Origin of the sequence: Phreatobacter sp. (genome assembly GCF_030691135.1) — a bacterium.
Classification (GTDB): domain Bacteria; phylum Pseudomonadota; class Alphaproteobacteria; order Rhizobiales; family Phreatobacteraceae; genus Phreatobacter.
The window spans coordinates 1-21644 of sequence record NZ_JAUYFA010000112.1 but is presented as its reverse complement, the minus strand read 5'-3'; the positions used below and the strand labels follow the sequence as shown (position 1 = coordinate 21644).

Sequence of the window (21644 nt, the reverse complement as noted above, 5' to 3'; positions counted from 1 at the left end):
GAATTCGGCTTCGATCTGTTCGGCTCGGGCGGGGCCGCCTTTCAGCCGGTCTATGTCGGCGATCTGGCCGATGCCATCCTGGCCGTGCTGGACAAGCCCGAGGCCCGGGGCCGCATCTTTGAGATCGCCGGGCCGCGCCCGATGCATTTGAAGGAGGTGATGGAAATGGTGTCGACGGCGATCAGACGCTGCGTCCTGATCCTGCCCCTGCCGCCCATTGTCGGGAAGATTCAGGCCCTGTTCCTGCAATTTCTGCCCAATCCGCCGCTGACGCCCGATCAGATGAAGCTGCTGCAGAAGGACAATCTGCCCTCGGGCCAGTATCCCGGTCTGGCCGATCTCGGCATCAAGCCGACGGCGCCGGAAGCCATCGTCCCCAGCTATTTATCGCGTCATCAGCCAAGCTCGCGCCGGTCGCTGCGCTCCATTTAGTTTGGCCCGCCCGGCGCCTGAGGGTCGATATCTAAGCCGCGTCTTCCGCCTTGTGGTTCCTGGGCGCGATATAGGCGATCTGCGCATGCTTCTGGCAGTAGGGTTTGCCGGGCACGGCGGATTCGCTGCAGAAATGGAAGTCGTCCTTCCTGGGATCGCCGATGGGCCAGGAACAGCCGCCGCGTGTTCCGAACGGCACCACCTTGGGCGGCTGCGGCTGCTCGGGGGCGGCCCGCTTGATCGGCGACGGTCGCCCGCTCAGACCCAAACGGTGCGCCTTGCCAACCACGGCATTCTTCGACATGCCGATGCGTCGGCCAATTTCACTGGTCGGCAGACCTTGCGCCCACAGGCGCGCCAATTCGCCGATCGTCTCCTCTGTCCAGGCCATAACCCCTCCTTGCCCCTGTATCTAGTGGTTTGAACCCCTGTCGGACCACAAGATAGTGGGGTGATGGGGTCCGAGTCAAACAAGAGTTTTCCACAAGGAGCAAGTCAGCCCTGGCTTCGTTGACAGGCCGGAAAAGAAGGAACATAGTCTGCCGCTTTCCTCGAAACCCTTAAGGGTTTGCCTCAGGGAGAGCCATGGTTTCCGCCATCATGCCCACCTATGCCCGGGCCGACCTCGCCTTCGAGCGGGGCGAGGGCTGCTGGCTGGTGACGGCGGACGGGCGACGAGTCCTCGATTTCGGCGCCGGTATCGCGGTCAATTCCCTGGGACATTCGCATCCCCATCTGGTCGATGCGCTGGTGCAGCAGGCCCAGAAGCTCTGGCACGTCTCCAACCTGCACAATGTGCCGGAGGCCGAGCGGCTGGCGAAGCGGCTGATCGATGCGACCTTCGCGGACTCGGTGCTGTTCTGCAATTCGGGCGCGGAAGCCAACGAGGGCGCCATCAAGATGGCTCGCAAGTACCACGCCGTCCGCGGCGAGGAGAACCGTTACCGCATCATCACCTTCGAGGGCGCCTTCCACGGCCGGACTCTGGCGACCATCGCCGCCGGCGGCCAGAAGAAATATCTGGAGGGTTTCGGCCCCAAGGTCGAGGGCTTCGACCAGGTGCCGTTCGGCGACCATGAGGCGCTGGAGGCGATGATCAGCCCGGATACCGCGGCGCTGATGATCGAGCCGATCCAGGGCGAGGGCGGCCTGCGCGAAGTGCCGAACGAGGAACTGCGCTATCTGCGCGAACTCTGCGACACCCACGGGCTGCTGCTGATCTTCGACGAGGTGCAGACCGGCGTCGGGCGTACCGGCAAGCTCTTCGCCCATGAATGGGCGGGGGTCACCCCCGACATCATGGCGATCGCCAAGGGCATCGGCGGCGGCTTCCCGATGGGGGCCGTGCTGGCGGTGGAGAAATGCGCCGCGGTGTTCACGCCCGGCACGCACGGCACGACCTTCGGCGGCAATCCGCTGGCGGCGGCGGTCGGCAATGCCGTGCTCGACGTCATCCTCGCGCCCGGCTTCCTCGAGGAGGTGCAGCGCAAGGCCCTGCTGTTCAAGCAGAAGCTCGCCGGCCTCGTCGACCAGCATCCGAAGGTCTTCGAGGGCGTGCGCGGTGCAGGCCTCCTCACCGGCCTCAAATGCGTCGTCCCCAACGGCGACGTGACGGCCGAGGCGCGGCGTGCGGGACTGCTGGTGGTGCCGGCGGGCGACAATGTCATCCGTCTGATTCCGCCGCTGGTCGTCTCCGATGCGGAGATCGACCTGGCGGTCGGCATGCTCGACAAGGCGGCCGTCAGTCTCGAGGCGCAGATGGTCAAGGGAGCGGCCGAGTGACCCATGCGCCGCGTCATTTCGTCGACCTCGCCGATTTCGGCGGGGCCGAGCTGAAAGCCATTTTGCAGAAGGCCAGTGCGCTGAAGAGCGTGCGCCGCACGCCCGCGGCCGGTCGCCCGCTCGCCGGCAAGGTGCTGGCGATGATCTTCGAGCGGCCCTCGACCCGCACCCGCGTCTCCTTCGACGTGGGCATGCGGGAACTCGGCGGCGAGACGATCATGCTCACCGGGGCGGAGATGCAGCTCGGCCGCGGCGAGACCATCTCGGACACCGCCAAGGTGCTGTCGCGCTATGTCGACGCCATCATGATCCGCATGCTCGACCACAATGCGGTGCGCGAACTGGCCGAGGCGGCGACGGTGCCGGTCATCAACGGCCTGACCAAGCTGTCGCATCCCTGCCAGATCATGGCTGACATCATGACCTTCGAGGAGAAGAAGGGCCCGATCCGCGGCAAGACGGTGGCCTGGGCCGGCGACACCAACAACGTGCTCGCCTCCTGGATCCAGGCCGCGCCGCGCTTCGGCTTCAAGCTCAACATCGCGACGCCCGAGGATCTGGCGCCCCGCCGCGAGGTCATCGCCGCAGCCCAGCGCGAGGGCGGCGACGTGACCTGGACCTCCGATCCCTACCAGGCCGCCGACCATGCGGACTGCATCGTGACAGATTGCTGGGTGTCGATGGGCGACGAGGATGCCGGGCGCCGCCACAACCTCCTCAAGGCCTATCAGGTCAACAAGCAGTTGATGAGCGCGGCCAATTCCGACGCCATCTTCATGCATTGCCTGCCCGCCCATCGCGGCGAGGAGGTCACCGACGAGGTCATGGACGGCCCGCAGTCGGTGGTCTTCGACGAGGCCGAGAACCGCCTGCACGCGCAGAAGGGCGTGCTGGCCTGGTGCTTCGGGGTCTAGCGCGCCGGGGCGCCGGTCTCCGCATGCCGGTGCAATGGACCTTCGGCGGCCGGACCTGCGGCCTGATAGGGCGTGAATTCGCCTTCGCGCTGGGCGAGACGGTCGGCCAGCACCCGAAGGACCTGAAGATTGTGCGGCAGGCCGATATGGCTGCCGGTCACCTCGATGCTCTCCGACATCGGTCCGTCCGGCTCGACACAGCTCTGCCAGGCGCAGATGCCGTCGGTCCGGCTGTAGATGGCCGTGGTCGGGACGGGCGGCGGCGGGCGGACCGGTCCGCCCATGTGCTCGTCGCGGGTGTCGACGGACTGGCCGCAGGCCCATTCATAGACGCGCCAGCCACGGGTCGACCGGGGACTGCCGGCGAAGGGACTGCCGAGCGTGACGACCGAACGCGCCAGATGCGGAAGGACCTTGGCGAGCTGGCGCGCATAGATACCGCCGAGGCTGATGCCGACGAGGCTGACCTTGCGGCCATGGCGCGCGGCGATGGCGCCGAGCAGATCCGCGAGATCGGCCTCCAGCGTGCCGCGCAGGCCGAGGTTCATGCCGAAGCCCCAGCCATAGGCCGCATAGCCCCGGTCGGTCAGAAAGCGCCGCATCGGCAGCGTCGCCAGGTCGGACGACATCAGGCCGGGCAGGACGAGAACGGGATGGCCATCCCCACGCGGGGCTTCGCTGAGTGTTCTGTGCCGGAGGGCCAGTTCCGCCAGTTCCACGGCGGACCGCATTTCCATCGCGAGATAGCGCAGCGGCGGTGGCGGGATCTCTGGGGAAGAGGGCGGGAGGCTCCGGGCCCGGCGCGTCGGCGTCGTCGTCATCGGCTCTCTCCCTGGCGGGTCATGCGTCGATCGGCTCGGCAGCGGCAAGGCGTCCGAACGGATCCCGGTTCCGCCGACCGGCCCGCGTTGCCGCTCCCCTGTCATGCTTCCGCCTTGACGCCTCTTCTCTCCGGAACCATTCAAGGCTATGAGACCCGCCAGCATTTTTGATCGGGAGGTCCGCCATGGCCGCGCCGCGTACGCTATACGACAAGATCTGGGACGACCATGTGGTCGAAACGCAGGACGATGGCACCTGCCTGCTCTATATCGACCGTCATCTTGTCCATGAGGTGACGAGCCCGCAGGCCTTCGAGGGTCTGCGCACGACCGGCCGCAAGGTGCGGGCGCCGCAGAAGACGCTGGCCGTCGTCGACCACAACATCGCCACGACGCCTGACCGCAAGTTCGGCATCAAGGACGAGGAGAGCCGCACCCAGGTGGAGGCCCTCGCGAAGAACGCCAGGGATTTCGGCATCGAGTATTACGATGCCGCCGACATCCGCCAGGGCATCGTCCACGTCATCGGGCCGGAGCAGGGCTTCACCCTGCCGGGCACGACCATCGTCTGCGGCGACAGCCACACCTCGACCCACGGCGCCTTCGGTGCGCTCGCCCATGGCATCGGCACCTCGGAGGTCGAGCATGTGCTCGCCACCCAGACGCTGATCCAGAAGAAGGCGAAGAACATGCTCGTCCGCGTCGACGGGCAGCTGAAGGACGGCGTCACTGCGAAGGACATCATCCTCGCCATCATCGGCGAGATCGGCACGGCCGGCGGCACCGGCTCGGTCATCGAATATGCCGGCGAGGCGATCAGCGCGCTGTCGATGGAAGGCCGCATGACCATCTGCAACATGTCGATCGAGGGCGGCGCCCGCGCCGGCCTGATCGCCCCGGACGAGAAGACCTACGCCTATCTCAAGGGCAAGCCGAAGGCGCCCAAGGGCATGGCCTGGGACATGGCGCAGAAGTACTGGGAAGCGCTCTTCACCGAGGACGGCGCCCATTTCGACCGCACCGTGGTGCTCGATGCCAATGCCCTGCCGCCGATCGTCACCTGGGGCACCAGCCCGGAGGACGTCATCTCCATCGCCGGCGTCGTGCCGAACCCCGACGAGATCGACGACGAGAACAAGCGCAGCTCCAAGTGGCGCGCGCTCGACTACATGGACCTCAAGCCGGGCACCAGGATCACCGACATCCGCCTCGACAAGGTGTTCATCGGCTCCTGCACCAATTCGCGCATCGAGGACCTGCGCGAGGTCGCCCGCGTCGTCCGTGACAAGAAGGTGGCCTCCACGGTCTCGGCGATGATCGTGCCGGGCTCCGGCCTGGTGAAGGAACAGGCCGAGCAGGAAGGCCTCGACAAGATCTTCATCGCCGCTGGTTTCGAATGGCGCGAGGCGGGCTGCTCCATGTGCCTCGCCATGAACCCCGACCGGTTGCAGCCGGGCGAGCGCTGCGCCTCGACCTCGAACCGCAATTTCGAGGGCCGGCAGGGCTACAAGGGCCGCACCCATCTCGTTTCGCCGATCATGGCGGCGGCGGCGGCGATCGAAGGGCACTTCGTCGACATCAGGACCTGGGGCTGACGCCTTCGGACCGGATCACCCGGGCTGGCTCTGTCCCGGGTGAAGCCGGCCGTCGATGCCGGCATGGCCGTTTTTCCATGCGCGTCGCTGACGGACGGGTGCTGGTCGGTCCATGGCGCGACTCACGCGCACCGGGCCGAGGCTGGCCTCCGCCCTAGTCTTGCCGGGTTTGGCCGTACATTACCGCTTGGGGAGCGACGTCAGAGCCGGGAAATGCTGTTCGAAGGGCTATTCGCTATGGATTTGCCCGCGAATTAACCTCCTGTTTACCCTGATCTTCGACACCTAAGGGGCAAGTCCGGCGGGGCCGTCGTTCCCGTTCGCCCGTTTCCAGAGCCGAGTATTGCGATGCGCTGCAACAGAATCCTCTCCGTCCTGGCCTTCTCGGTCGTCGCCCTTGCCGTCACCAGTGCCGGTGCGCTGGCGCAGGCGACCCGTCCCGCCGCCGGCGCCGGTGGCGCCCAGCAGGGTTCTGCAGTGGCCCAGTTCGGCGACTGGGGCGTCTTCACCTCAGGCACCCAGCGCGGCAAGGTCTGCTACGCCGCCTCGCAGCCCAAGACCCGCGCGCCGGCCAATCTGCAGCGCGACCCCGCCTTCTTCTTCCTCACCTCGCGGCCCGGCGAAAACGTCCGCAACGAGGTCTCGCTGACCCTCGGCTTCCCGCTGCGCGGTGACGCTACGGCAACGATCGGCACCGCCAATTTCGCCCTCTACACCCAGGCCAACGGTGCCTGGATCAAGAACGCCGCCGAGGAGGGCCGTCTCGTCCAGGCGATGCGCGGCGGTTCGCAACTCACCGTCAGGGCGACGTCGGGCCGCGGCAATGTGACGACGGATACCTATTCGCTCAACGGTCTCGCCCAGGCGCTCGACCGCGTGGCGCAGGAATGCCGCTGAGGGCGGCAGGCGCCCTCCTGACGCTCGCCTGCAGCATCGGCCTCGCCGCGGCCGAAGACCGGCCGAGCGGAACCACCCGCATCGTCGCCCGCCATGCCGACTGGTCAGTCATCGTCGCCGAGACCGATCGCGGCAAGCTCTGCTATGCCGCTGCCGCGCCGCAGACGCGGCGGCCGGAAGGGGCGGTGAGAGGCCCCGCCTTCGTCTTCGTCACGACGCGACCGACCGACCAGGTGCGCGACGAATTCTCCGTCGAGTTCGGCTTCGAGGCGAGCGGCGGATCGGCCTTTGAGGTCGGTGACGAAACCTTCGCGCTCCAGGGCGATCCGGCCGGGGCCTGGATCAAGGATCTGGCCGACGAGACCCGTCTGGTCGCGGCGATGCGCGGCAATGCCCTGGTGCAGATCCGGTCGATGTCGGTCCTCGGGGAGGAAACCATCGACACCTATGCTCTCGCAGGGTTCGCCGAGGCTCTGGCGCGGGCGCGCCGGGAATGCGCCGACCCCCATACGACCAGTTGACGCCAATGGCCCGCGAAAGGCTGCGTGAAGCGCGTCTTTCGTGCTATAGGCCCGCGCTTGCTAGGAAACCCGACCCGATGCCGACGCCCGATCCCGCGAATGCCACCCCCGTCGTGAAGGCCGCTGCGGCCTCCGACACCCGCGCCTTGCCTGCGAAGCCTTCGCTCGTCGGCATGGGACGTGACGACCTGAAGGCGGCGCTGACCGCCATCGGCATCGAGGGCCGCGAAGCGCGGATGCGCGTCTCCCAGCTCTGGGGCTGGATCTACCAGCGCGGGGCCAAGACCTTCGAGGAGATGTCCAACGTCTCCAAGCAACTGCGTGCCACCCTTGCGGAGGCCTATACGCTGGACCGGCCGGAAGTCGTCGCCGAACAGGTGTCGCAGGACGGCACCCGCAAGTGGCTCATGCGCATCCCGCCGACCATGGCGGGCGAGAAGTGGCACGAGATCGAGACGGTCTATATCCCGACCCGCGACCGCGGCACGCTCTGCATCTCCAGCCAGGTCGGCTGCACGCTGACCTGCTCCTTCTGCCATACGGGTACGCAGAAGCTGGTCCGAAATCTCACCGCCGCCGAGATCGTGGCGCAGGTGATCGTCGCCCGCGACCAGCTCGGCGACTGGCCGGGAGCTAAGCCGCCGGAGGGCGCCTTCGTGCCGACGGGCGGCGGACGCTTCGTCACCAACATCGTGTTCATGGGCATGGGCGAGCCGCTCTACAATGTCGAGAACGTCACCGGGGCGCTCCTCACCCTGCTCGACCCGGACGGCCTGCAGTTCTCCAAGCGCCGCGTGACGCTGTCGACCTCGGGCGTCGTGCCGGAGATCGGCCGTGTCGGCGCCGATACGGGCGTCGCCCTCGCCATCTCCCTGCATGCGGTGCGCGACGACCTGCGCGACGAACTCGTGCCGCTGAACCGCAAATATCCGATCGCCGAACTGCTCGACGCCTGCCGCGATTATCCCGGGGCCTCCAATGCCCGCCGCATCACCTTCGAATATGTGATGCTGAAGGGCGTCAACGATTCCATCGACGACGCGCGGCGGCTGGTGCGGCTCCTGAAGGGCATCCCCGCCAAGATCAACCTGATCCCGTTCAACCCCTGGCCGGGCTCCAGGTATGAGTGCTCGGACTGGGAGCAGATCGAGCGCTTCTCCGAGGTGGTCTTCGAGGCCGGCTATTCCTCGCCGGTGCGCACCCCGCGCGGCCGCGACATCCTCGCCGCCTGCGGCCAGCTCAAGAGCGAGACCGAGCGCCTGCGCGCCAAGGACAAGGCGGTGCTGATGTCCAAGGCCGAGCAGGATGCCTTCCGCGCCATGAGCATGGTGGACTGAGCCCATCTCCCGCGCATGCGCATGAAGCGCGGCAGCCGCGGCAGGCGCGCGCTTGACCCTCCCCCGGGTGGGTGGTGAGCTTTCGACAACCGGCGACACAAGACCGGCCGAGCCCACCATGATCCCGGGAGGATCCCATGCCGTTCCAAGGACTGCCGCCCTTACGGGCCGGGGCCTTCGCCCTGGCTCTTTCCTGCCTTGCCGCCACGGCCTTGCCTGTTTTCGCCCAGTCCGGCCCCGGACAGGGTCCCGGACAAGGCGGGCGCTTCGAGCGCGACGATCGCGGTCAGGGCCGCCTCGACCGTGAGGGCCGCCGCGGCCGCGGCGAGGAGACCGTGATGGGCTTCTCGCGCGAGCGGCTGGCGCGCATCGGTCCGGTCATGCGCGAACAGGCCGACCGCGCCATGTTCCCGGGCGCCGTGACCCTCATCGCTCGGCGGGGTCGCATCATCCATTTCGAGGCGCATGGCTTCCGCGATGCGGCCAAGACGCAGCCGATGACGCGCGACACGATCTTCATGCTGGCCTCGATGACCAAGCCGATCGTCTCGGCGGCGGCGGTGATGCTGATCGAACAGGGTCGGATGAAGCTCTCCGACCCGATCGCCACCTGGCTCACCGAACTCAAGGACCTGAAGGTGCAGGTCGAGCGGCGCAATGCCGACGGCACCACCGCGACCGAGGACGTGGCGCTGGCGCGGCCCATCACCGTGCAGGACCTGCTGCGCCATACCGCGGGCTTCACCTATGCCGGTTCGGAGCGGTCCGCACGCATCAAGCAGTTGCTCGACGACCAGAACATCGAAGGGCGGACGGCCAACATCACCGGCGACGAGATGCTGCGCCGTCTCGGCCAGATCCCGCTCGTTCACCAGCCGGCCACGGCCTTCCATTATTCGATCTCGACGGACGTGCTCGGCCTGCTGCTCGAAAGGGTCACCGGCAAGCGGCTCGACGTGCTGATCAAGGAGATGATCCTCGACCCGCTGGAGATGCGCGACACCGCCTGGTTCGTGCCGGAGAGCCGCCGGTCACGCCTCGCCGAGGCGCTCGATTCCGACCCCGCCAAGGCTGACATGCTGACCTCCTACCGCATCTTCGAGAACCCGGCCGATCACGGCCAGTATTTCAAGGGCGGTGCCGGCATGGTCTCGACCGCCGAGGACTATTTCAAGTTCGCGCAGATGATCCTCAACGGCGGCCAGTTCGAGGGCCGCAGGCTTTTGTCGACAAAATGGGTCGAGTTCATGCTGGCCGACCACCTGATCGGCATGGGCGGATCCACGGCCGCCTCGACCGGTCCCGGCTACGGCTTCGGCCTCGGCTTCGCCGTTCGCCGGCAGGACGGGTTCGCGGTGGCGCCGGGCTCCACCGGTGATGCCATGTGGGCGGGCGCCTGGGGCACGAGTTTCACCATCGATCCGCGCGAGGGCATCGTCGGCATCATCATGGCGCAGGGCCCTTCGAACCGCGTGCATACGCGCATGCTGTTCAAGAACCTGATCTACGGGGCGGTGGTGCGGTAAGGGCACCCGGCCGGTTCGGCCGGGCGGGGCATCGCGACAGGCGCCTCTCCCCGGCGGGGAGGGGGCGCCCTTCATGCCCCGCCGAGCACGGCGGGCATGCCGCTGGCCGCTATCGCGCGCGGCCGGCGGCGACTACCCTCGCGGCCATGAATCGCTTCGTCTTCTATGCCCTGCGCCTCCTGCGCGTCGCAGCCGGATTCCTGCTGGCCCTGGCGCTCGCGGCGGCCATCGTCGTCGTCTTCGATCTCAACCAGGGCCGGATGCCGGATCTGGTCGCCGGCGCCATGGCCATCGGCTTCTACACGTTCCTGGCCGCCGGATTGTTCTGGCCGCTGCTGCTCATCCAGTTCGTCGCCGAAGCCATGCGCTGGCGGGCGCTTGCCTTTCATCTCGGCGTCGGTCTCCTGGGGGCCGTCGCCTCCCTCGCGTGGGTCTATGCCCGCGCGCCGCAGGAGGCCCCCGATCCCATCCTCGGCGATGAACCCGCCATCACCGTCACGAAAGTCGTCGTGGCGGTGGTGGCGGGCCTTGCCGGCGGTTTCGTCTACTGGCTCGTCGCCGGCCGCAGCGCCGGCCTGCAGCGCATCGAAAGGACCCATCCATGACCTTCACCTGCCGTCCTCCCGCCGACCCGCAAGTCCTCATCGACAACGACAAGGTCAAGGTGACGCGCTGGAACTTCTCCGACGGCGCCGAGACCGGCTGGCACACCCACGGCTGGGATTACGTGGTCGTGCCGCTCTCCGACGGCAGGCTGATCGCCGAACTCGGTGACGGAACCTCCGGCGAATACGAGATGAAGACCAACGAGCCCTATTTCCGCAAGGAAGGCGTGAACCACAACATCGTCAACATCACCGGCCGCGACTTCGCCTTCATCGAGATCGAGATCAAGCCGTCCTGACTTCAGCGGGAACCCCGGCTGTCAACGCGACATTTCGTCCGTGACTTGGCGGTGACAGCCCGGGCCGCGCTGTCTATCATCATCTGCAGAAACCGGTCCGAGAACCGGCACTCTCCAGAGAGGTGAACCATGCGTTTTGGATTGAAGCTCCTTGCGGGCGCTATGATTGCGGCCGTGACATTCGTGACGACCGTGGAAGCGCGGACCGTCCGGTGGGCGCGCTCGGTCGATGCCCAGACCCTCGATCCGATGTCGGCGAATATCGGCCCGACGTCGAATCTCGTCCACCAGATCTACGAGCCGCTGGTGATCCGCGGCTATGACGGCAAGCTGGTGGCGACCCTCGCCACCGAGTGGCGCATTCTCCCCGACGATCCGACGGTGTGGGAGTTCAAGCTCCGCCAGGGCGTCAAGTTCCACGACGGTTCGGACTTCACGGCCGAGGACGCCATCTTCTCCTTCGACCGTGCCCGCAAGCCGACCTCCGACTATCGCGGCCTGCTGACCTCGATCGACAGCGTCACCCAGGTCGACGCGAGCACGATCCGGATCAAGACCAAGGCGCCGAACCCGCTCCTGGTCGAGAACCTCACCAACATCTTCATGATGTCCAAGGCCTGGGCGGAAAAGAACAACGCCCTCGAGCCGCAGAACATCCGCGAGCGGGCCGAGAACGGCGCCACCCGCAACGCCATGGGCACCGGCCCCTTCACCCTCGTCTCGCGCGAGCCGGACGTGCGCACGGTGATGCGCCAGTTCCCCGGCTACTGGGGCAAGGGCCAGTTCCCGATGCAGGTGACCGAGCTGATCGTCGTGCCGATCCAGCAGGACGCCACGCGCATCGCGGCGCTGCTCTCCGGCGAGGTCGACGTGGTGCATGACGTGCCGGTGCAGGACATCGCGCGCCTGCAGCAGAGCCAGGGCATCCGCGTCACGACGGGCCCCGAGAACCGCGTCATCTTCCTCGGCTTCAACGTCGGCGATGCCGAGCTGAAGTCCTCGGACATCAAGGGCAAGAACCCCTTCGCCGACGTGCGGGTCCGCAACGCCATCAACATCGCGGTCAACCGCGAGGCCATCACCCGCGTCGTCATGCGCGGCCAGGGCCAGCCCATCGGCTATATCGGCTCGCCCTTCATCTCGGGCTACTCGGCCGAACTCGCCGCCATCCCGCGCTTCGACCCTGCCGCGGCCAACCGCGCGCTCGACGAGGCCGGCTATCCCCGCCGGGCCGCCGAGGGCAACACGCGCTTCTCGGTGACGCTCCAGTGCACCAACAACCGCTACGTCTCGGACGAGAACATCTGCCAGGCGGTCGTCGCCATGCTCGGCCAGATCGGCATCCGCACCAACATGGTGGCGAAGCCGGCGGCCCAGCACTTCCCCGAGCTGCAGCGCCAGGAACTGGACTTCTTCCTCGTCGGTTGGGGCATCCCGACCTATGACGCGGAATATATCCTGACGTTCCTCTACCATACCCGCACCGCCAACAACGGCACCTGGAACGGCACGCGCTATTCCAACCCGGCCCTGGATGCGCGGATGCTGGCCCTGCAGACCATGGCGGACGTTCCCCGCCGCAATGCCGAACTCGCCGACATCCAGAAGCAGCTGCGCGACCAGGCCATCTACATCCCGCTGCACATGCAGTCGATCAGCCACGCGGCGCGCGGCGGCATCGATGTGCCGGTGCATCCGGATGCGGGCGCCTGGTTCAAGCTGTTCCGCTTCGCCGGCTCCTGATCTGCCCGACATGACGGCGAGGCCCTTTCCCGCAAATGGGAAGGGGCCTTGCTGCTTTTCATTCTCGAATTCCGCGTCAACCGGTCGCCCTTCATGATCGCCTATGTCGTCAAGAGTCTCGCCCAGGCGGTCCTGGTCATGCTGGCCGTCGCGCTGGTGGCCTTTTCGATGTTCCGCTTCATCGGCGACCCGGTCTCCAATCTGGTGGGACAGGAGGCGACGCTCCAGGATCGCGAGCAACTCGCCCGCGATCTCGGCCTGATGGATCCATTCCCGATCCAGTTCGCCCGTTTCGTCTCCAATGCCGCCCAGCTGCAGTTCGGGGTCAGCTATCGCCAGGGTCGGCCCGTCGCAGACCTGCTGGCCGAGAGGCTGCCGGCCACCGTCGAGCTCGCGCTCCTGTCGGCGCTCTTCGCCCTCGTCGTCGGGATCGCGCTCGGCGTCTACACCGCCATCCACAGGAACGGCTTCCTGTCCCACATGATCCTGTCCGTCTCGCTGATCGGAGTGTCGCTGCCGACCTTTCTGATCGGCATCGGTCTGATCTGGCTGTTTGCCGTGGAGCTGCGCTGGCTTCCTTCGTTCGGGCGCGGCGACGTGGTGAAGATCGGCTGGTGGTCGACCGGCCTGCTGACCACGTCGGGCCTGAAATCGCTGGTCATGCCGGTCCTCACCCTCGGCTTCTACCAGCTCACCCTGATCATGCGCCTCGTCCGCTCGGAGATGCTCGAGACGATGCGCACGGATTACGTCAAGTTCGCCCGTGCCCGCGGCGTCCCCGAGCGCACCATCTGGTTCCGCCACGCCCTGAAGAACACGATGGTTCCGGTGATGACCATCGCCGGCCTGCAGCTCGGCGGCGTCATCGCCTTCGCCATCGTCACCGAGAGCGTCTTCCAGTGGCCCGGCCTCGGCGCGCTCTTCGTGCAGGCCGTCCAGTTCGTCGATATTCCGGTCATGGCCGCCTACCTGATGTTCGTCGCCTTCGTCTTCGTGGTCACCAATCTCGTGGTCGACATTCTCTATTTCGCGCTCGACCCTCGCCTGCGCGGCGCGGGCCCGGCGTCGGCGCATTGAGGCCCGTCATGACCATCATCGACGACACGCCGAAGCCGCGCATCACCCTCAAGGCCCGCCTGGCACGCGCCTGGGCTTCCGACCTCGCCTGGAGCTTCCGTCATTCGCCGGTGGCGATGGTCGCCGCGGCGATGACGGTGATCCTGCTGGCAGCCTCGCTCGGCGCCAACTGGATCGCTCCGCAGAACGCCTTCGACCCCGCCTCGCTCAACCTGCTCGACGCCTATACCAAGCCCGGCGAAGCGGGCATGGGCACCAACACGGTCTATGTCCTCGGTACCGACAACCAGGGTCGCGACCTGTTCTCGGCCATCCTCTACGGCTCGCGCGTCTCGCTTTTCGTCGGCTTTTCCTCCGTCGCCTTCTCGGTGGTGATGGGGGTGGGCCTCGGGCTCATCGCCGGCTATGTCGGCGGGCGGACCGATGCCATCATCATGCGCGTCGCCGACATCCAGCTGTCGTTTCCGGCCATCCTCATCGCGCTGTTGTTCTTCGGCGTGGCGCGCGGCCTCATCCCGCCCTCGCAGCACGAGCAGATGGCGATCTGGGTGCTGATCGTCGCCATCGGCCTGTCGAACTGGGCGCAATATGCGCGCACGGTGCGCGGCTCCACCATGGTCGAGCGCAACAAGGAATATGTGCAGGCCGCCCGCGTCATGGGCCGCCCGGCGCTGTTCATCATGGTGCGCCACATCCTGCCGAACGTCACCGGGCCGGTCCTGGTGATCGCCACCATCAACCTGGCGCTCGCCATCATCGAGGAGGCGACGCTGTCCTTCCTCGGCGTCGGCGTTCCCGCGACCCAGCCCTCGCTCGGCACGCTGATCCGCTTCGGCCAGCAATATCTGTTCTCGGGCGAGTGGTGGATCCTGTTCTTCCCGGCGCTGGCGCTGGTGCTGCTGGCGCTGTCCATCAACCTGCTCGGCGACTGGCTGCGCGATGCCCTCAACCCGAAGCTGAGGTGAGCCGCGATGACTGCTCCCGTCCTCTCCGTCCGTGACCTCGTGGTCCAGTTTCCCACCCGCCACGGCACGCTGACCGCCGTCGACCGCATCTCCTTCGACATCGCTCCCGGCGAGGTCGTCGGTGTCGTCGGTGAATCCGGCGCCGGCAAGTCCATGACCGGTGCCGCCGTCATCGGCCTTCTGGAGCCGCCGGGCCGCATCGCTGGCGGCGAGATCTGGCTCAAGGGCGAGCGGATCGACAATCTCGCCCCGGAAGCGATGCGGCGCATCCGCGGCAAGCGGATCGGCATGGTGTTCCAGGATCCGCTGACCTCGCTCAATCCGCTCTACACGGTCGGCGAGCAGCTCATCGAGACGATCCAGACCCATACCCGCCTGACGAATGCCCAGGCGCGGACCCGTGCCATCGAGCTTCTCACCGAGGTCGGCATCCCCGCCCCCGACAAGCGGATCGACGCCTATCCGCACCAGTTCTCCGGCGGCATGCGCCAGCGTGTCGTGCTGGCGCTGGCGCTTTGCGCCGAGCCGGAACTGGTCATCGCCGACGAGCCGACGACCGCCCTCGACGTCTCGGTGCAGGCGCAGATCATCACGCTGCTGAAGAACCTCTGCAAGGAGCACGGCACCGCCGTCATGCTGATCACCCACGACATGGGCGTGATCGCCGAGACGGCCGATCGCGTCGCCGTCATGTATGCCGGGCGCATCGCCGAGATCGGCCCGGTGCAGGATGTCATCAAGCGCGCCCGCCATCCCTATACGGAAGGGCTGATGGGCTCGATACCGTCGCTGGACGCCACCTCCGACCGGCTGGTGCAGATCCCCGGCTCCATGCCGCGGCTCACCGCCATTCCGCAGGGCTGCGCCTTCAATCCGCGCTGCCCGAAGGTCTTCGCCCGCTGCCTCACGGAGCGGCCGGAACCCATGCCGGTCGGCACCACCGAGGTCGCCTGCTGGCTCTATGCCGACGGCGCGGAGAAAGCCGCATGAGCGAGCCTCTCGTCACCGTCCGCAACCTGTCCCGGACCTTCGACGTGTCGAAGCCCTGGCTCAACCGCGTGCTGGAGCGCGAGGAGCGCCGGCTGCTGCGCGCCGTCCAGGACGTGTCCTTCACCATCGGGCGTCGCGAGACATTCGCGCTGGTGGGCGAATCCGGATCGGGCAAGTCCACCGTCGCCAACATGGTCGTCGGCCTGCTCCCTCCTTCCGCCGGCTCGGTGGTGATCGAGGGCGTCGACATGGCCAAGACCGACGATCCCGTCCGGCGGAAGGCCCTGCGCGCCAAGATCCAGATGATCTTCCAGTCGCCCTTCGCGTCGCTCAACCCACGCTGGCGGGTCGACCGCATCGTTGCCGAGCCGATCCGGGCCTTCGGACTGACGAGCGATTCACGCGCCATCGAGGCGGAGGTCGGACGGCTCCTGAAGACGGTCGGCCTCGATCCCGCCGACGGGGTGAAATATCCGCACGAGTTCTCCGGCGGCCAGCGCCAGCGCGTCGCCATCGCCCGGGCGCTCGCCTCGCGTCCGGAATTCATCGTCTGCGACGAGCCGACCTCGGCGCTCGACGTCTCGGTTCAGGCGCAGATCCTCAACCTGATGCGCGACCTGCAGGACGAGTTCGGCCTGACCTACCTGTTCATCTCGCACAATCTTGCGGTGGTCCGGCACATGGCGACGCGGATCGGCGTCATGTATCTCGGCCGCCTGGTCGAGGTGGCACCGGGCCGGCAGCTCTTCGCGGCACCGCGCCATCCCTATACGCGCATGCTGCTGGACGCCGTTCCGGACCTCGACATGACGGGCCGCGCGCGCAAGCCCGTGCTCGGCGAGATCCCCAATCCGATCACGCCGCCGCCGGGCTGTCCGTTCAACCCGCGCTGCCCGCTTGCCAACGGCCGTTGCCGCAGCGAGGTGCCGGCAGCGGTGACGGATGCCTACGGGACAGTCGCCTGCCACGCCGTCACCGAGGGTCGGCTGGCGGCGTGACGCCCATCAGGCATCAAGCCTGATCTCGGCTCTCGCCCGTCGCGCTGATCAATGGCGCGTATCTGCAAGAGTGTTGTTCAAGGCGTGGTTGCCCGGGTCGGGCCCGGGCATCCACGACTTGCTTGAGGACGGCCAGGGCGCAGATGTCGAACATGTGGGAATTCTAGCTCACCAGCGTTGCGCTGTCAAGGACAATAATCCCAACATGGCGCCTCGGCGGCCCTCACGCCGCCTTGCCGCCGATGACGCCGCGGCGGATCTGGTCCTCCTCGATGGACTCGAAAAGGGCGCGGAAATTGCCCTCGCCGAAGCCGTCGTCGCCCTTGCGCTGGATGAACTCGAAGAAGATCGGGCCCAGCACGGTGCCGGAAAAGATCTGCAGCAGGACGCGCGACATGCGGCCCTCCTTCTCGCCGATGGCGACCGCCCCTTCGCCGTCGATGAGGATGCCGGTGGCCTTCATGCGATCGACCGGCTCGCCGTGGCCGGGCACGCGGGCATCGATCTTCTCGTAGTAGGTGGCGGGCGGCGACGGCATGAAGGGCAGGCCGTTGGAGCGAAGCGCCTCGACGGTGGCATAGATGTCGCGCGAGCCGCAGGCGATGTGCTGGATGCCCTCGCCCTTGTATTCCTTGAGATATTCCTCGATCTGGCTCTTGTCGTCGAGGCTCTCGTTGATCGGGATGCGGATCTTGCCGCAGGGCGAAGTGAGGGCGCGGGAGATCAGGCCGGTGAGCTTGCCCTCGATGTTGAAGAAGCGGATCTCGCGGAAGTTGAAGAGCTTCTCGTACCAGCCGGCCCAATGGTCCATGCGGCCGCGGTGGACGTTGTGAGTCAGGTGGTCGAGGTAGTAGAGGCCGGCCTGCTCGGGATGCGGGTCGCGTTCGGCGGTCCAGACGAAGTCGACGTCGTAGATCGAACCCTTGTCGCCGTAGCGGTCGACGAAATAGAGCAGCGAGCCGCCGATGCCCTTGACCGCGGGAATGGAGAGCTCCATCGGCCCGACCTTGCCGATATAGGGCTCGGCGCCGAGCGCGATGGCCCGCTCATAGGCATATTTCGCGTCCGTGACCCGGAAGGCCATGGCACAGGCGCAGGGCCCGTGCTCGGCGGCGAAGGCCGCGGCGAAGCTGTCGGGCTCGGCGTTGACGATGTAGTTCACGTCGCCCTGGCGGAACAGCGTGACGTCCTTGGAGCGGTGGCGCGCGACGGCCTGGAATCCCATCAGGGAGAGCACCGTCTTCAGCGCCGCCGGATCGGGGTGGGCGAACTCGACGAATTCGAAGCCGTCGGTGCCCATCGGGTTCTGATCGCTGATCGCGGCGGGCGGGGCTTCGTGGGGGAACGGGCCCATGGAATCATCCTCTGGCTGGGTCGATGTCGATGACGAGTATCGTGCAATCGCGGCGCAAGGGGCGTGAGAAGATCGGGCGTCTTGGCCTCTTGTCTGCACGAACCATGCATGATTGTCTCGTGAGATGAACGAAAGTGTCTCGGTTGACGGCTTCGACCTGCGCCTGCTCTACGCCTTGCAGGAGGATGGCGCACGAACCAACCAGCAACTCGCCGATCTGGTGCGCCTATCGGCCAGCCAGGTGTCGCGGCGGCGCCAGAGGCTGGAGGAGGAAGGGCTCATCCGCCGTTACCGCGCCGACCTCGACGCCGCCCGTCTCGGCTTCGGCGTGACGGTCTACATCTTCGTGTCGCTCGCCACCCATTCGGGGTTGAACGCGAAGCGCTTCGGCGATCTCGTGCGCGCCATGCCGGAGGTCCAGGAGGCCCATGCGATGACGGGGGACGCCGATTATCTGCTCAAGCTGGTGGTGCGCGACCTGAAGGGCCTCTCCATCCTCGTCAACGAGGAACTGCTGCCGCATGAGAGCGTGGCGCGGGTGCGCTCGTCGATCGTGCTGGAGACGCTTAAGGACCAGGCCCGGCTGCCGCTGCTGCCGCGTCCGGGCGGGCAGGGAGCCGTCGCATCGGCCCGATGAGCCGTGGCGCCATGCCCGGGGGAGGTGACCCGGGGCGATGGAGGATGCTAGGGCTGCCGGGTTCACCCTGGAGACCTGCCATGCTCCCCGACGCCCGCCCGCTGCTCGCCCTCGCTCCCGTCATTCCCGTTCTCACCATCAAGGATGTGCGGCAGGCGGTACCGCTCGCGCGCGCGCTCGTCGCCGGCGGGCTGCCGGTCATCGAGGTCACGCTGCGCACGCCCCAGGCGCTCGACGCCATCCGCGAGATCGCGCGCGAGGTTCCCGAGGCCCTTGTCGGCGCCGGTACGATCACCCGGATGGAGGACATCCAGGTTTCGACAGCGGCGGGGGCGCGGTTCCTCGTCTCCCCCGGCACGCCGCCGGCACTGGCCGATGCTCTCGCCACCGTTCCTATTCCGGTCCTGCCGGGCTGCGCCACGGTCACCGAGGCCATGGCGCTCGCAGCCCGCGGCTTCACCGCGCTGAAATTCTTTCCCGCCGAGCCCTCTGGCGGGGCCGCTTTCCTGAAGAGCCTGTCGGGACCGCTGCCCGGGCTGGTCTTCTGCCCGACCGGCGGCATCGATGCGGCGAAGGCGCCGACCTATCTCGCGCTGGCCAATGTCGGGGCGGTCGGTGGATCGTGGATCGTGCCGGACGACGCGCTGGCGGCGGGCGATTACGACCGCATCACGGTTCTGGCGCGGGCGGCGCGTTCGCTGCGCCCCTGAAACGGCGCGACATCAAATCGGCCCACTTGTCGCACTTGCTGCATCAAGGCCGATGCATAAGTGACTGCAGGCTTTCAGGGAGAAAACCTTTGACCGACATTTCCAAAATTCTGACGTCCGTCCTCGCGGGCGGCACACAACAGGGCGGCGCGGGAGGACTTCTCGGCCAGTTGGCGGAAATGGCGCAGCGCGGCCAGCCTGGCGCCGCCGGACAGTCCGGCGCGGGCGCTCCCGGTGGTCTCGCAGGGCTCGGCGGACTGCTCGGCAGCCTCGGTGGCGGCGCGCCCGCCGCGGGCCAGCAGGGCAGCGGCGGTGGTCTGATGGACCAGCTCGGCGCTGCGCTGCGCAATGCGCAGGGCGGAGCACCGTCGACTGCCAATGCCGCTCCGCCGGCCGTCGGAGGATCCGCGCCCGGCGGGGCCGGCGGTGGCAATCTCCTCGACCAGTTGATGGGCACGCTGCGCGGCGCCCAGACGCAGGGCGGTGGCGGTGGCGGCGGCGGCGGCCTCGGTGGTCTCCTCGGCCAGGCGACCGATGTGCTGCAGAGGAATGCCGGTGGCTTCGCCGGGGGCGCGGCCGCGGGAACCTTGGCGGGTCTCCTGTTGGGAACCGGGGCCGGCCGCAAGATCGCCGGGACGGCGGTGCAGGTCGGTGGCCTCGCGGCGATCGGCGGCCTTGCCTATGTGGCGCTGCGCAACTTCCAGCAGGGCAAGCCCGTCGTGCAGGGCACGATCAACGATGTCACGTCGCTTCTCGGCATGGGCCAGGCACCGGGTGGCTATGCCGAGGCCGGCGGCACGATCGAGGACACGGCGGAGATTCTCCTGCGCGCCATGGTGGCGGCCGCCTATGCGGACGGTGAAATGTCGCCCGACGAGCGAACGATGATCGTCGGCCAGCTCGATTCGATGGGCCTCGGGCAGGCCGAGAAGAGCTTCCTCGACGGCGTTCTCGCCGCACCGGTGAGCATCAAGATCATCGCCGCCTCCTGCACCACCGATGAGATGAAGGCGCAGGCCTATATCGCCGCCCATCTCGGCATGAATGTCGATACCGCAGCCGAGGCGAAGTTCCTGCGCGACTTCGCCCAGTTGCTCGGTCTCGAGGGTCCGCTGGTCGCCCATCTCGACCAGGCGGCCGCCGAGGCCAAGGCGGCTTCCGCGACCTGAACGGACCATGCACGCCTGATGCGCCGGAGCGATGGTTCCGGCGCATCGGAGCGGCCCCTATGGTCGGGCTCGACCCCTCGACAGGGTCCGTCCGCCTCCATGCCCGGCCCCGCATTTGTCATTGCAGCCTGATCCATCCGCCAAGAAGCCCCGCGACCTGATCGACGGCTCGACGCTGTTCGTGCTGGCTCTGGTGCTCGCCGGCGCTGTCCTCGTCTATCGCCGCGACGGCTGGCCGGGCGTTCTGCACATCCTCGCCGAGGATTCCTGGCTTTTCCTCGACATCCTGCCGAAGGTGCTCGCCGGCTGTCTCATCGGCGCCTTCGTCGCGGCCGTGCTGCCGCGCGAATTCGTCTCGCGCTGGATCGGCGGGGATTCCGGGCTCACCGGCCTCGTCATCGCCACGGCCATCGGCGCCATCATGCCGGGCGGGCCCTTCACCATCTATCCGCTGGCCGGCACGCTGCTCGCCGTCGGTGCGGGGGTCGGTCCCGCCGTCGCCTTCGTGACGAGCTGGACGCTGATCGGCCTCAACCGGGCGATCATCTGGGAGGCGCCGTTCCTCGGCGTCGACTTCGTCACGACGCGGATGCTCGTTTCGTTGCCGCTGCCGGTCGTCGCCGGCCTCCTCGCGCACTGGCTGGCGCGGATCGTGCCCGGAGGGCCGCGATGAGCGCCACCCTCATCGTCAGCCTGTCGCTCTGGGTGATCGCCGGGGTGCTGGCGCTGCTCGCCTGGCGCCAGGGCGTGCCGGTCCTGCGGGAGGCGAGCCGCAGCGGCGTGCTGGACTTCCTCTACCTGATCCCGCGCCTCGCCATCGGGGTGATCGGGGCGGGGTTTCTCGCCGCCCTGCTGCCGCAGGACGTGGTGAGATCCTGGCTCGGACCGGAATCGGGGTTCACGGGCCTGCTGCTGGCGACCGTCGCTGGGGCGATCACACCCGGCGGGCCGGTGATCGGCTTTGCCATCGGCGCCTCGGCGCTGAAGAGCGGCGCCAGCTATCTCGCCGTCATGACCTATGTCACGGCCTGGGCGCTCTTCGCCTTCCAGAGGCTCATCGTCTGGGAACTGCCGGTCATGCCGACACGGGTCGTCTGGCTGCGGGTGGCGGCTTCGCTGCCGCTGCCGATCCTCACCGCGCTGGGCGTCATGCTGCTGACGGGGCGGGGGTAGAGAGGCTTCTCCCCGCCTCTCATATCTCTAGGCAAGTCGTGGATGCCCGGCACAAGGCCGGGCATGACGCGAAGAGGGCAATGGCAGACTGTCGCCGTG

22 protein-coding genes and 1 pseudogene are annotated in these 21644 nt (G+C 67.5%); 20 read left to right on the top strand and 3 right to left on the bottom strand.

What is annotated here, in order from left to right:
• A pseudogene (locus Q8O26_RS20450) lies at positions 1-432 on the top strand (complex I NDUFA9 subunit family protein); the annotation flags it as partial.
• A 31-nt stretch (positions 433-463) separates the two neighbouring features.
• On the opposite strand, the gene Q8O26_RS20445 reads toward Q8O26_RS20450, so the two are convergent.
• A complete protein-coding gene (locus Q8O26_RS20445) occupies positions 464-823 on the bottom strand; it encodes a GcrA family cell cycle regulator (protein WP_305579030.1) in 360 nt (119 codons plus the stop codon).
• A gap of 194 nt (positions 824-1017) precedes the next feature.
• Here Q8O26_RS20445 and Q8O26_RS20440 point away from each other — a divergent pair, with 194 nt between their 5' ends.
• Entirely contained in the window at positions 1018-2214 is a 1197-nt protein-coding gene (locus tag Q8O26_RS20440; RefSeq protein ID WP_305579028.1) for an aspartate aminotransferase family protein, read from the top strand.
• Positions 2211-3128, top strand: coding sequence for an ornithine carbamoyltransferase (argF, locus tag Q8O26_RS20435; protein WP_305579026.1), 918 nt, complete (start codon positions 2211-2213; stop codon positions 3126-3128). The genes Q8O26_RS20440 and argF overlap by 4 nt, the downstream gene beginning before the upstream one ends.
• Here the strand turns inward: argF and Q8O26_RS20430 are convergent.
• Entirely contained in the window at positions 3125-3949 is an 825-nt protein-coding gene (locus Q8O26_RS20430; RefSeq protein ID WP_305579024.1) for a triacylglycerol lipase, read from the bottom strand. The two genes, argF and Q8O26_RS20430, sit on opposite strands and share 4 nt — an antisense overlap.
• 185 nt (positions 3950-4134) lie before the next feature.
• On the opposite strand from Q8O26_RS20430, the gene leuC reads away from it, so the two are divergent.
• The 12 genes from leuC (at position 4135) to Q8O26_RS20370 (ending at position 16502) form a co-directional block, all read left to right on the top strand.
• Entirely contained in the window at positions 4135-5544 is a 1410-nt protein-coding gene (leuC, locus tag Q8O26_RS20425) for a 3-isopropylmalate dehydratase large subunit (protein WP_305579022.1), read from the top strand.
• A 348-nt stretch (positions 5545-5892) separates the two neighbouring features.
• Complete coding sequence (locus Q8O26_RS20420; protein ID WP_305579020.1) at positions 5893-6441, top strand: invasion associated locus B family protein; 549 nt, start codon at positions 5893-5895, stop codon at positions 6439-6441.
• A complete protein-coding gene (locus Q8O26_RS20415) occupies positions 6432-6962 on the top strand; it encodes a hypothetical protein (RefSeq protein ID WP_305579018.1) in 531 nt (176 codons plus the stop codon). The genes Q8O26_RS20420 and Q8O26_RS20415 overlap by 10 nt, the downstream gene beginning before the upstream one ends.
• Positions 6963-7039: 77 nt before the next feature.
• Positions 7040-8299, top strand: coding sequence for a 23S rRNA (adenine(2503)-C(2))-methyltransferase RlmN (gene rlmN, locus Q8O26_RS20410; protein ID WP_305579016.1), 1260 nt, complete (start codon positions 7040-7042; stop codon positions 8297-8299).
• Between the two features lie 137 nt (positions 8300-8436).
• Positions 8437-9825, top strand: a complete 1389-nt coding sequence (locus tag Q8O26_RS20405; RefSeq protein ID WP_305579015.1) for a serine hydrolase — start codon at positions 8437-8439, stop codon at positions 9823-9825.
• A gap of 146 nt (positions 9826-9971) precedes the next feature.
• The gene (locus Q8O26_RS20400) at positions 9972-10430 is read left to right on the top strand and encodes a hypothetical protein (RefSeq protein ID WP_305579013.1); all 459 of its coding nucleotides are present in this window, start codon (positions 9972-9974) and stop codon (positions 10428-10430) included.
• Positions 10427-10729, top strand: a complete 303-nt coding sequence (locus Q8O26_RS20395) for a cupin (protein ID WP_305579011.1) — start codon at positions 10427-10429, stop codon at positions 10727-10729. The genes Q8O26_RS20400 and Q8O26_RS20395 overlap by 4 nt, the downstream gene beginning before the upstream one ends.
• A 174-nt stretch (positions 10730-10903) precedes the next feature.
• The gene (locus Q8O26_RS20390; protein ID WP_305579009.1) at positions 10904-12472 is read left to right on the top strand and encodes an ABC transporter substrate-binding protein; all 1569 of its coding nucleotides are present in this window, start codon (positions 10904-10906) and stop codon (positions 12470-12472) included.
• A 93-nt stretch (positions 12473-12565) separates the two neighbouring features.
• Complete coding sequence (locus tag Q8O26_RS20385) at positions 12566-13549, top strand: ABC transporter permease (RefSeq protein WP_305579031.1); 984 nt, start codon at positions 12566-12568, stop codon at positions 13547-13549.
• Positions 13550-13557: 8 nt separating this feature from the next.
• The gene (locus Q8O26_RS20380; RefSeq protein ID WP_305579006.1) at positions 13558-14514 is read left to right on the top strand and encodes an ABC transporter permease; all 957 of its coding nucleotides are present in this window, start codon (positions 13558-13560) and stop codon (positions 14512-14514) included.
• A gap of 6 nt (positions 14515-14520) precedes the next feature.
• Positions 14521-15504: an ABC transporter ATP-binding protein gene (locus Q8O26_RS20375; protein WP_305579004.1), complete on the top strand. Its 984-nt coding sequence runs from the start codon at positions 14521-14523 to the stop codon at positions 15502-15504.
• Complete coding sequence (locus tag Q8O26_RS20370) at positions 15501-16502, top strand: ABC transporter ATP-binding protein (RefSeq protein ID WP_305579002.1); 1002 nt, start codon at positions 15501-15503, stop codon at positions 16500-16502. The genes Q8O26_RS20375 and Q8O26_RS20370 overlap by 4 nt, the downstream gene beginning before the upstream one ends.
• 223 nt (positions 16503-16725) lie before the next feature.
• On the opposite strand, the gene hppD is transcribed toward Q8O26_RS20370, so the two are convergent.
• Positions 16726-17856: a 4-hydroxyphenylpyruvate dioxygenase gene (hppD, locus tag Q8O26_RS20365; RefSeq protein ID WP_305579000.1), complete on the bottom strand. Its 1131-nt coding sequence runs from the start codon at positions 17854-17856 to the stop codon at positions 16726-16728.
• A 124-nt stretch (positions 17857-17980) separates the two neighbouring features.
• On the opposite strand from hppD, the gene Q8O26_RS20360 reads away from it, so the two are divergent.
• The 5 genes from Q8O26_RS20360 to Q8O26_RS20340 all read left to right on the top strand — a co-directional run bounded on the left by Q8O26_RS20360 (position 17981) and on the right by Q8O26_RS20340 (position 21545).
• Complete coding sequence (locus Q8O26_RS20360) at positions 17981-18493, top strand: Lrp/AsnC family transcriptional regulator (RefSeq protein WP_305578998.1); 513 nt, start codon at positions 17981-17983, stop codon at positions 18491-18493.
• A gap of 80 nt (positions 18494-18573) precedes the next feature.
• On the top strand, positions 18574-19203 hold the full coding sequence (gene eda / locus Q8O26_RS20355) for a bifunctional 4-hydroxy-2-oxoglutarate aldolase/2-dehydro-3-deoxy-phosphogluconate aldolase (RefSeq protein ID WP_305578996.1): 630 nt from the start codon (positions 18574-18576) through the stop codon (positions 19201-19203).
• 89 nt (positions 19204-19292) lie between these two features.
• A complete protein-coding gene (locus Q8O26_RS20350; protein WP_305578994.1) occupies positions 19293-20372 on the top strand; it encodes a tellurite resistance TerB family protein in 1080 nt (359 codons plus the stop codon).
• 115 nt (positions 20373-20487) lie between these two features.
• A complete protein-coding gene (locus tag Q8O26_RS20345) occupies positions 20488-21045 on the top strand; it encodes a permease (protein WP_305578992.1) in 558 nt (185 codons plus the stop codon).
• The gene (locus Q8O26_RS20340; RefSeq protein WP_305578990.1) at positions 21042-21545 is read left to right on the top strand and encodes a hypothetical protein; all 504 of its coding nucleotides are present in this window, start codon (positions 21042-21044) and stop codon (positions 21543-21545) included. The genes Q8O26_RS20345 and Q8O26_RS20340 overlap by 4 nt, the downstream gene beginning before the upstream one ends.
• The last annotated feature ends 99 nt before the right edge of the window (positions 21546-21644 follow it).

What these genes read in the sequence shown, in the direction of transcription:
- eda (WP_305578996.1), top strand. Translation starts at nt 18,574, where the DNA reads ATGCTCCCCGACGCCCGCCCGCTGCTCGCCCTCGCTCCCGTCATTCCC.
- Q8O26_RS20400 (WP_305579013.1), top strand. Translation starts at nt 9,972, where the DNA reads ATGAATCGCTTCGTCTTCTATGCCCTGCGCCTCCTGCGCGTCGCAGCC.
- Q8O26_RS20415 (WP_305579018.1), top strand. Translation starts at nt 6,432, where the DNA reads ATGCCGCTGAGGGCGGCAGGCGCCCTCCTGACGCTCGCCTGCAGCATC.
- Q8O26_RS20420 (WP_305579020.1), top strand. Translation starts at nt 5,893, where the DNA reads ATGCGCTGCAACAGAATCCTCTCCGTCCTGGCCTTCTCGGTCGTCGCC.
- leuC (WP_305579022.1), top strand. Translation starts at nt 4,135, where the DNA reads ATGGCCGCGCCGCGTACGCTATACGACAAGATCTGGGACGACCATGTG.
- Q8O26_RS20405 (WP_305579015.1), top strand. Translation starts at nt 8,437, where the DNA reads ATGCCGTTCCAAGGACTGCCGCCCTTACGGGCCGGGGCCTTCGCCCTG.
- Q8O26_RS20385 (WP_305579031.1), top strand. Translation starts at nt 12,566, where the DNA reads ATGATCGCCTATGTCGTCAAGAGTCTCGCCCAGGCGGTCCTGGTCATG.
- Q8O26_RS20440 (WP_305579028.1), top strand. Translation starts at nt 1,018, where the DNA reads ATGGTTTCCGCCATCATGCCCACCTATGCCCGGGCCGACCTCGCCTTC.
- Q8O26_RS20370 (WP_305579002.1), top strand. Translation starts at nt 15,501, where the DNA reads ATGAGCGAGCCTCTCGTCACCGTCCGCAACCTGTCCCGGACCTTCGAC.
- Q8O26_RS20340 (WP_305578990.1), top strand. Translation starts at nt 21,042, where the DNA reads ATGAGCGCCACCCTCATCGTCAGCCTGTCGCTCTGGGTGATCGCCGGG.
- Q8O26_RS20430 (WP_305579024.1), bottom strand. Translation starts at nt 3,949, where the DNA reads ATGACGACGACGCCGACGCGCCGGGCCCGGAGCCTCCCGCCCTCTTCC.
- Q8O26_RS20380 (WP_305579006.1), top strand. Translation starts at nt 13,558, where the DNA reads ATGACCATCATCGACGACACGCCGAAGCCGCGCATCACCCTCAAGGCC.
- Q8O26_RS20360 (WP_305578998.1), top strand. Translation starts at nt 17,981, where the DNA reads ATGAACGAAAGTGTCTCGGTTGACGGCTTCGACCTGCGCCTGCTCTAC.
- rlmN (WP_305579016.1), top strand. Translation starts at nt 7,040, where the DNA reads ATGCCGACGCCCGATCCCGCGAATGCCACCCCCGTCGTGAAGGCCGCT.
- Q8O26_RS20445 (WP_305579030.1), bottom strand. Translation starts at nt 823, where the DNA reads ATGGCCTGGACAGAGGAGACGATCGGCGAATTGGCGCGCCTGTGGGCG.
- Q8O26_RS20395 (WP_305579011.1), top strand. Translation starts at nt 10,427, where the DNA reads ATGACCTTCACCTGCCGTCCTCCCGCCGACCCGCAAGTCCTCATCGAC.
- Q8O26_RS20375 (WP_305579004.1), top strand. Translation starts at nt 14,521, where the DNA reads ATGACTGCTCCCGTCCTCTCCGTCCGTGACCTCGTGGTCCAGTTTCCC.
- hppD (WP_305579000.1), bottom strand. Translation starts at nt 17,856, where the DNA reads ATGGGCCCGTTCCCCCACGAAGCCCCGCCCGCCGCGATCAGCGATCAG.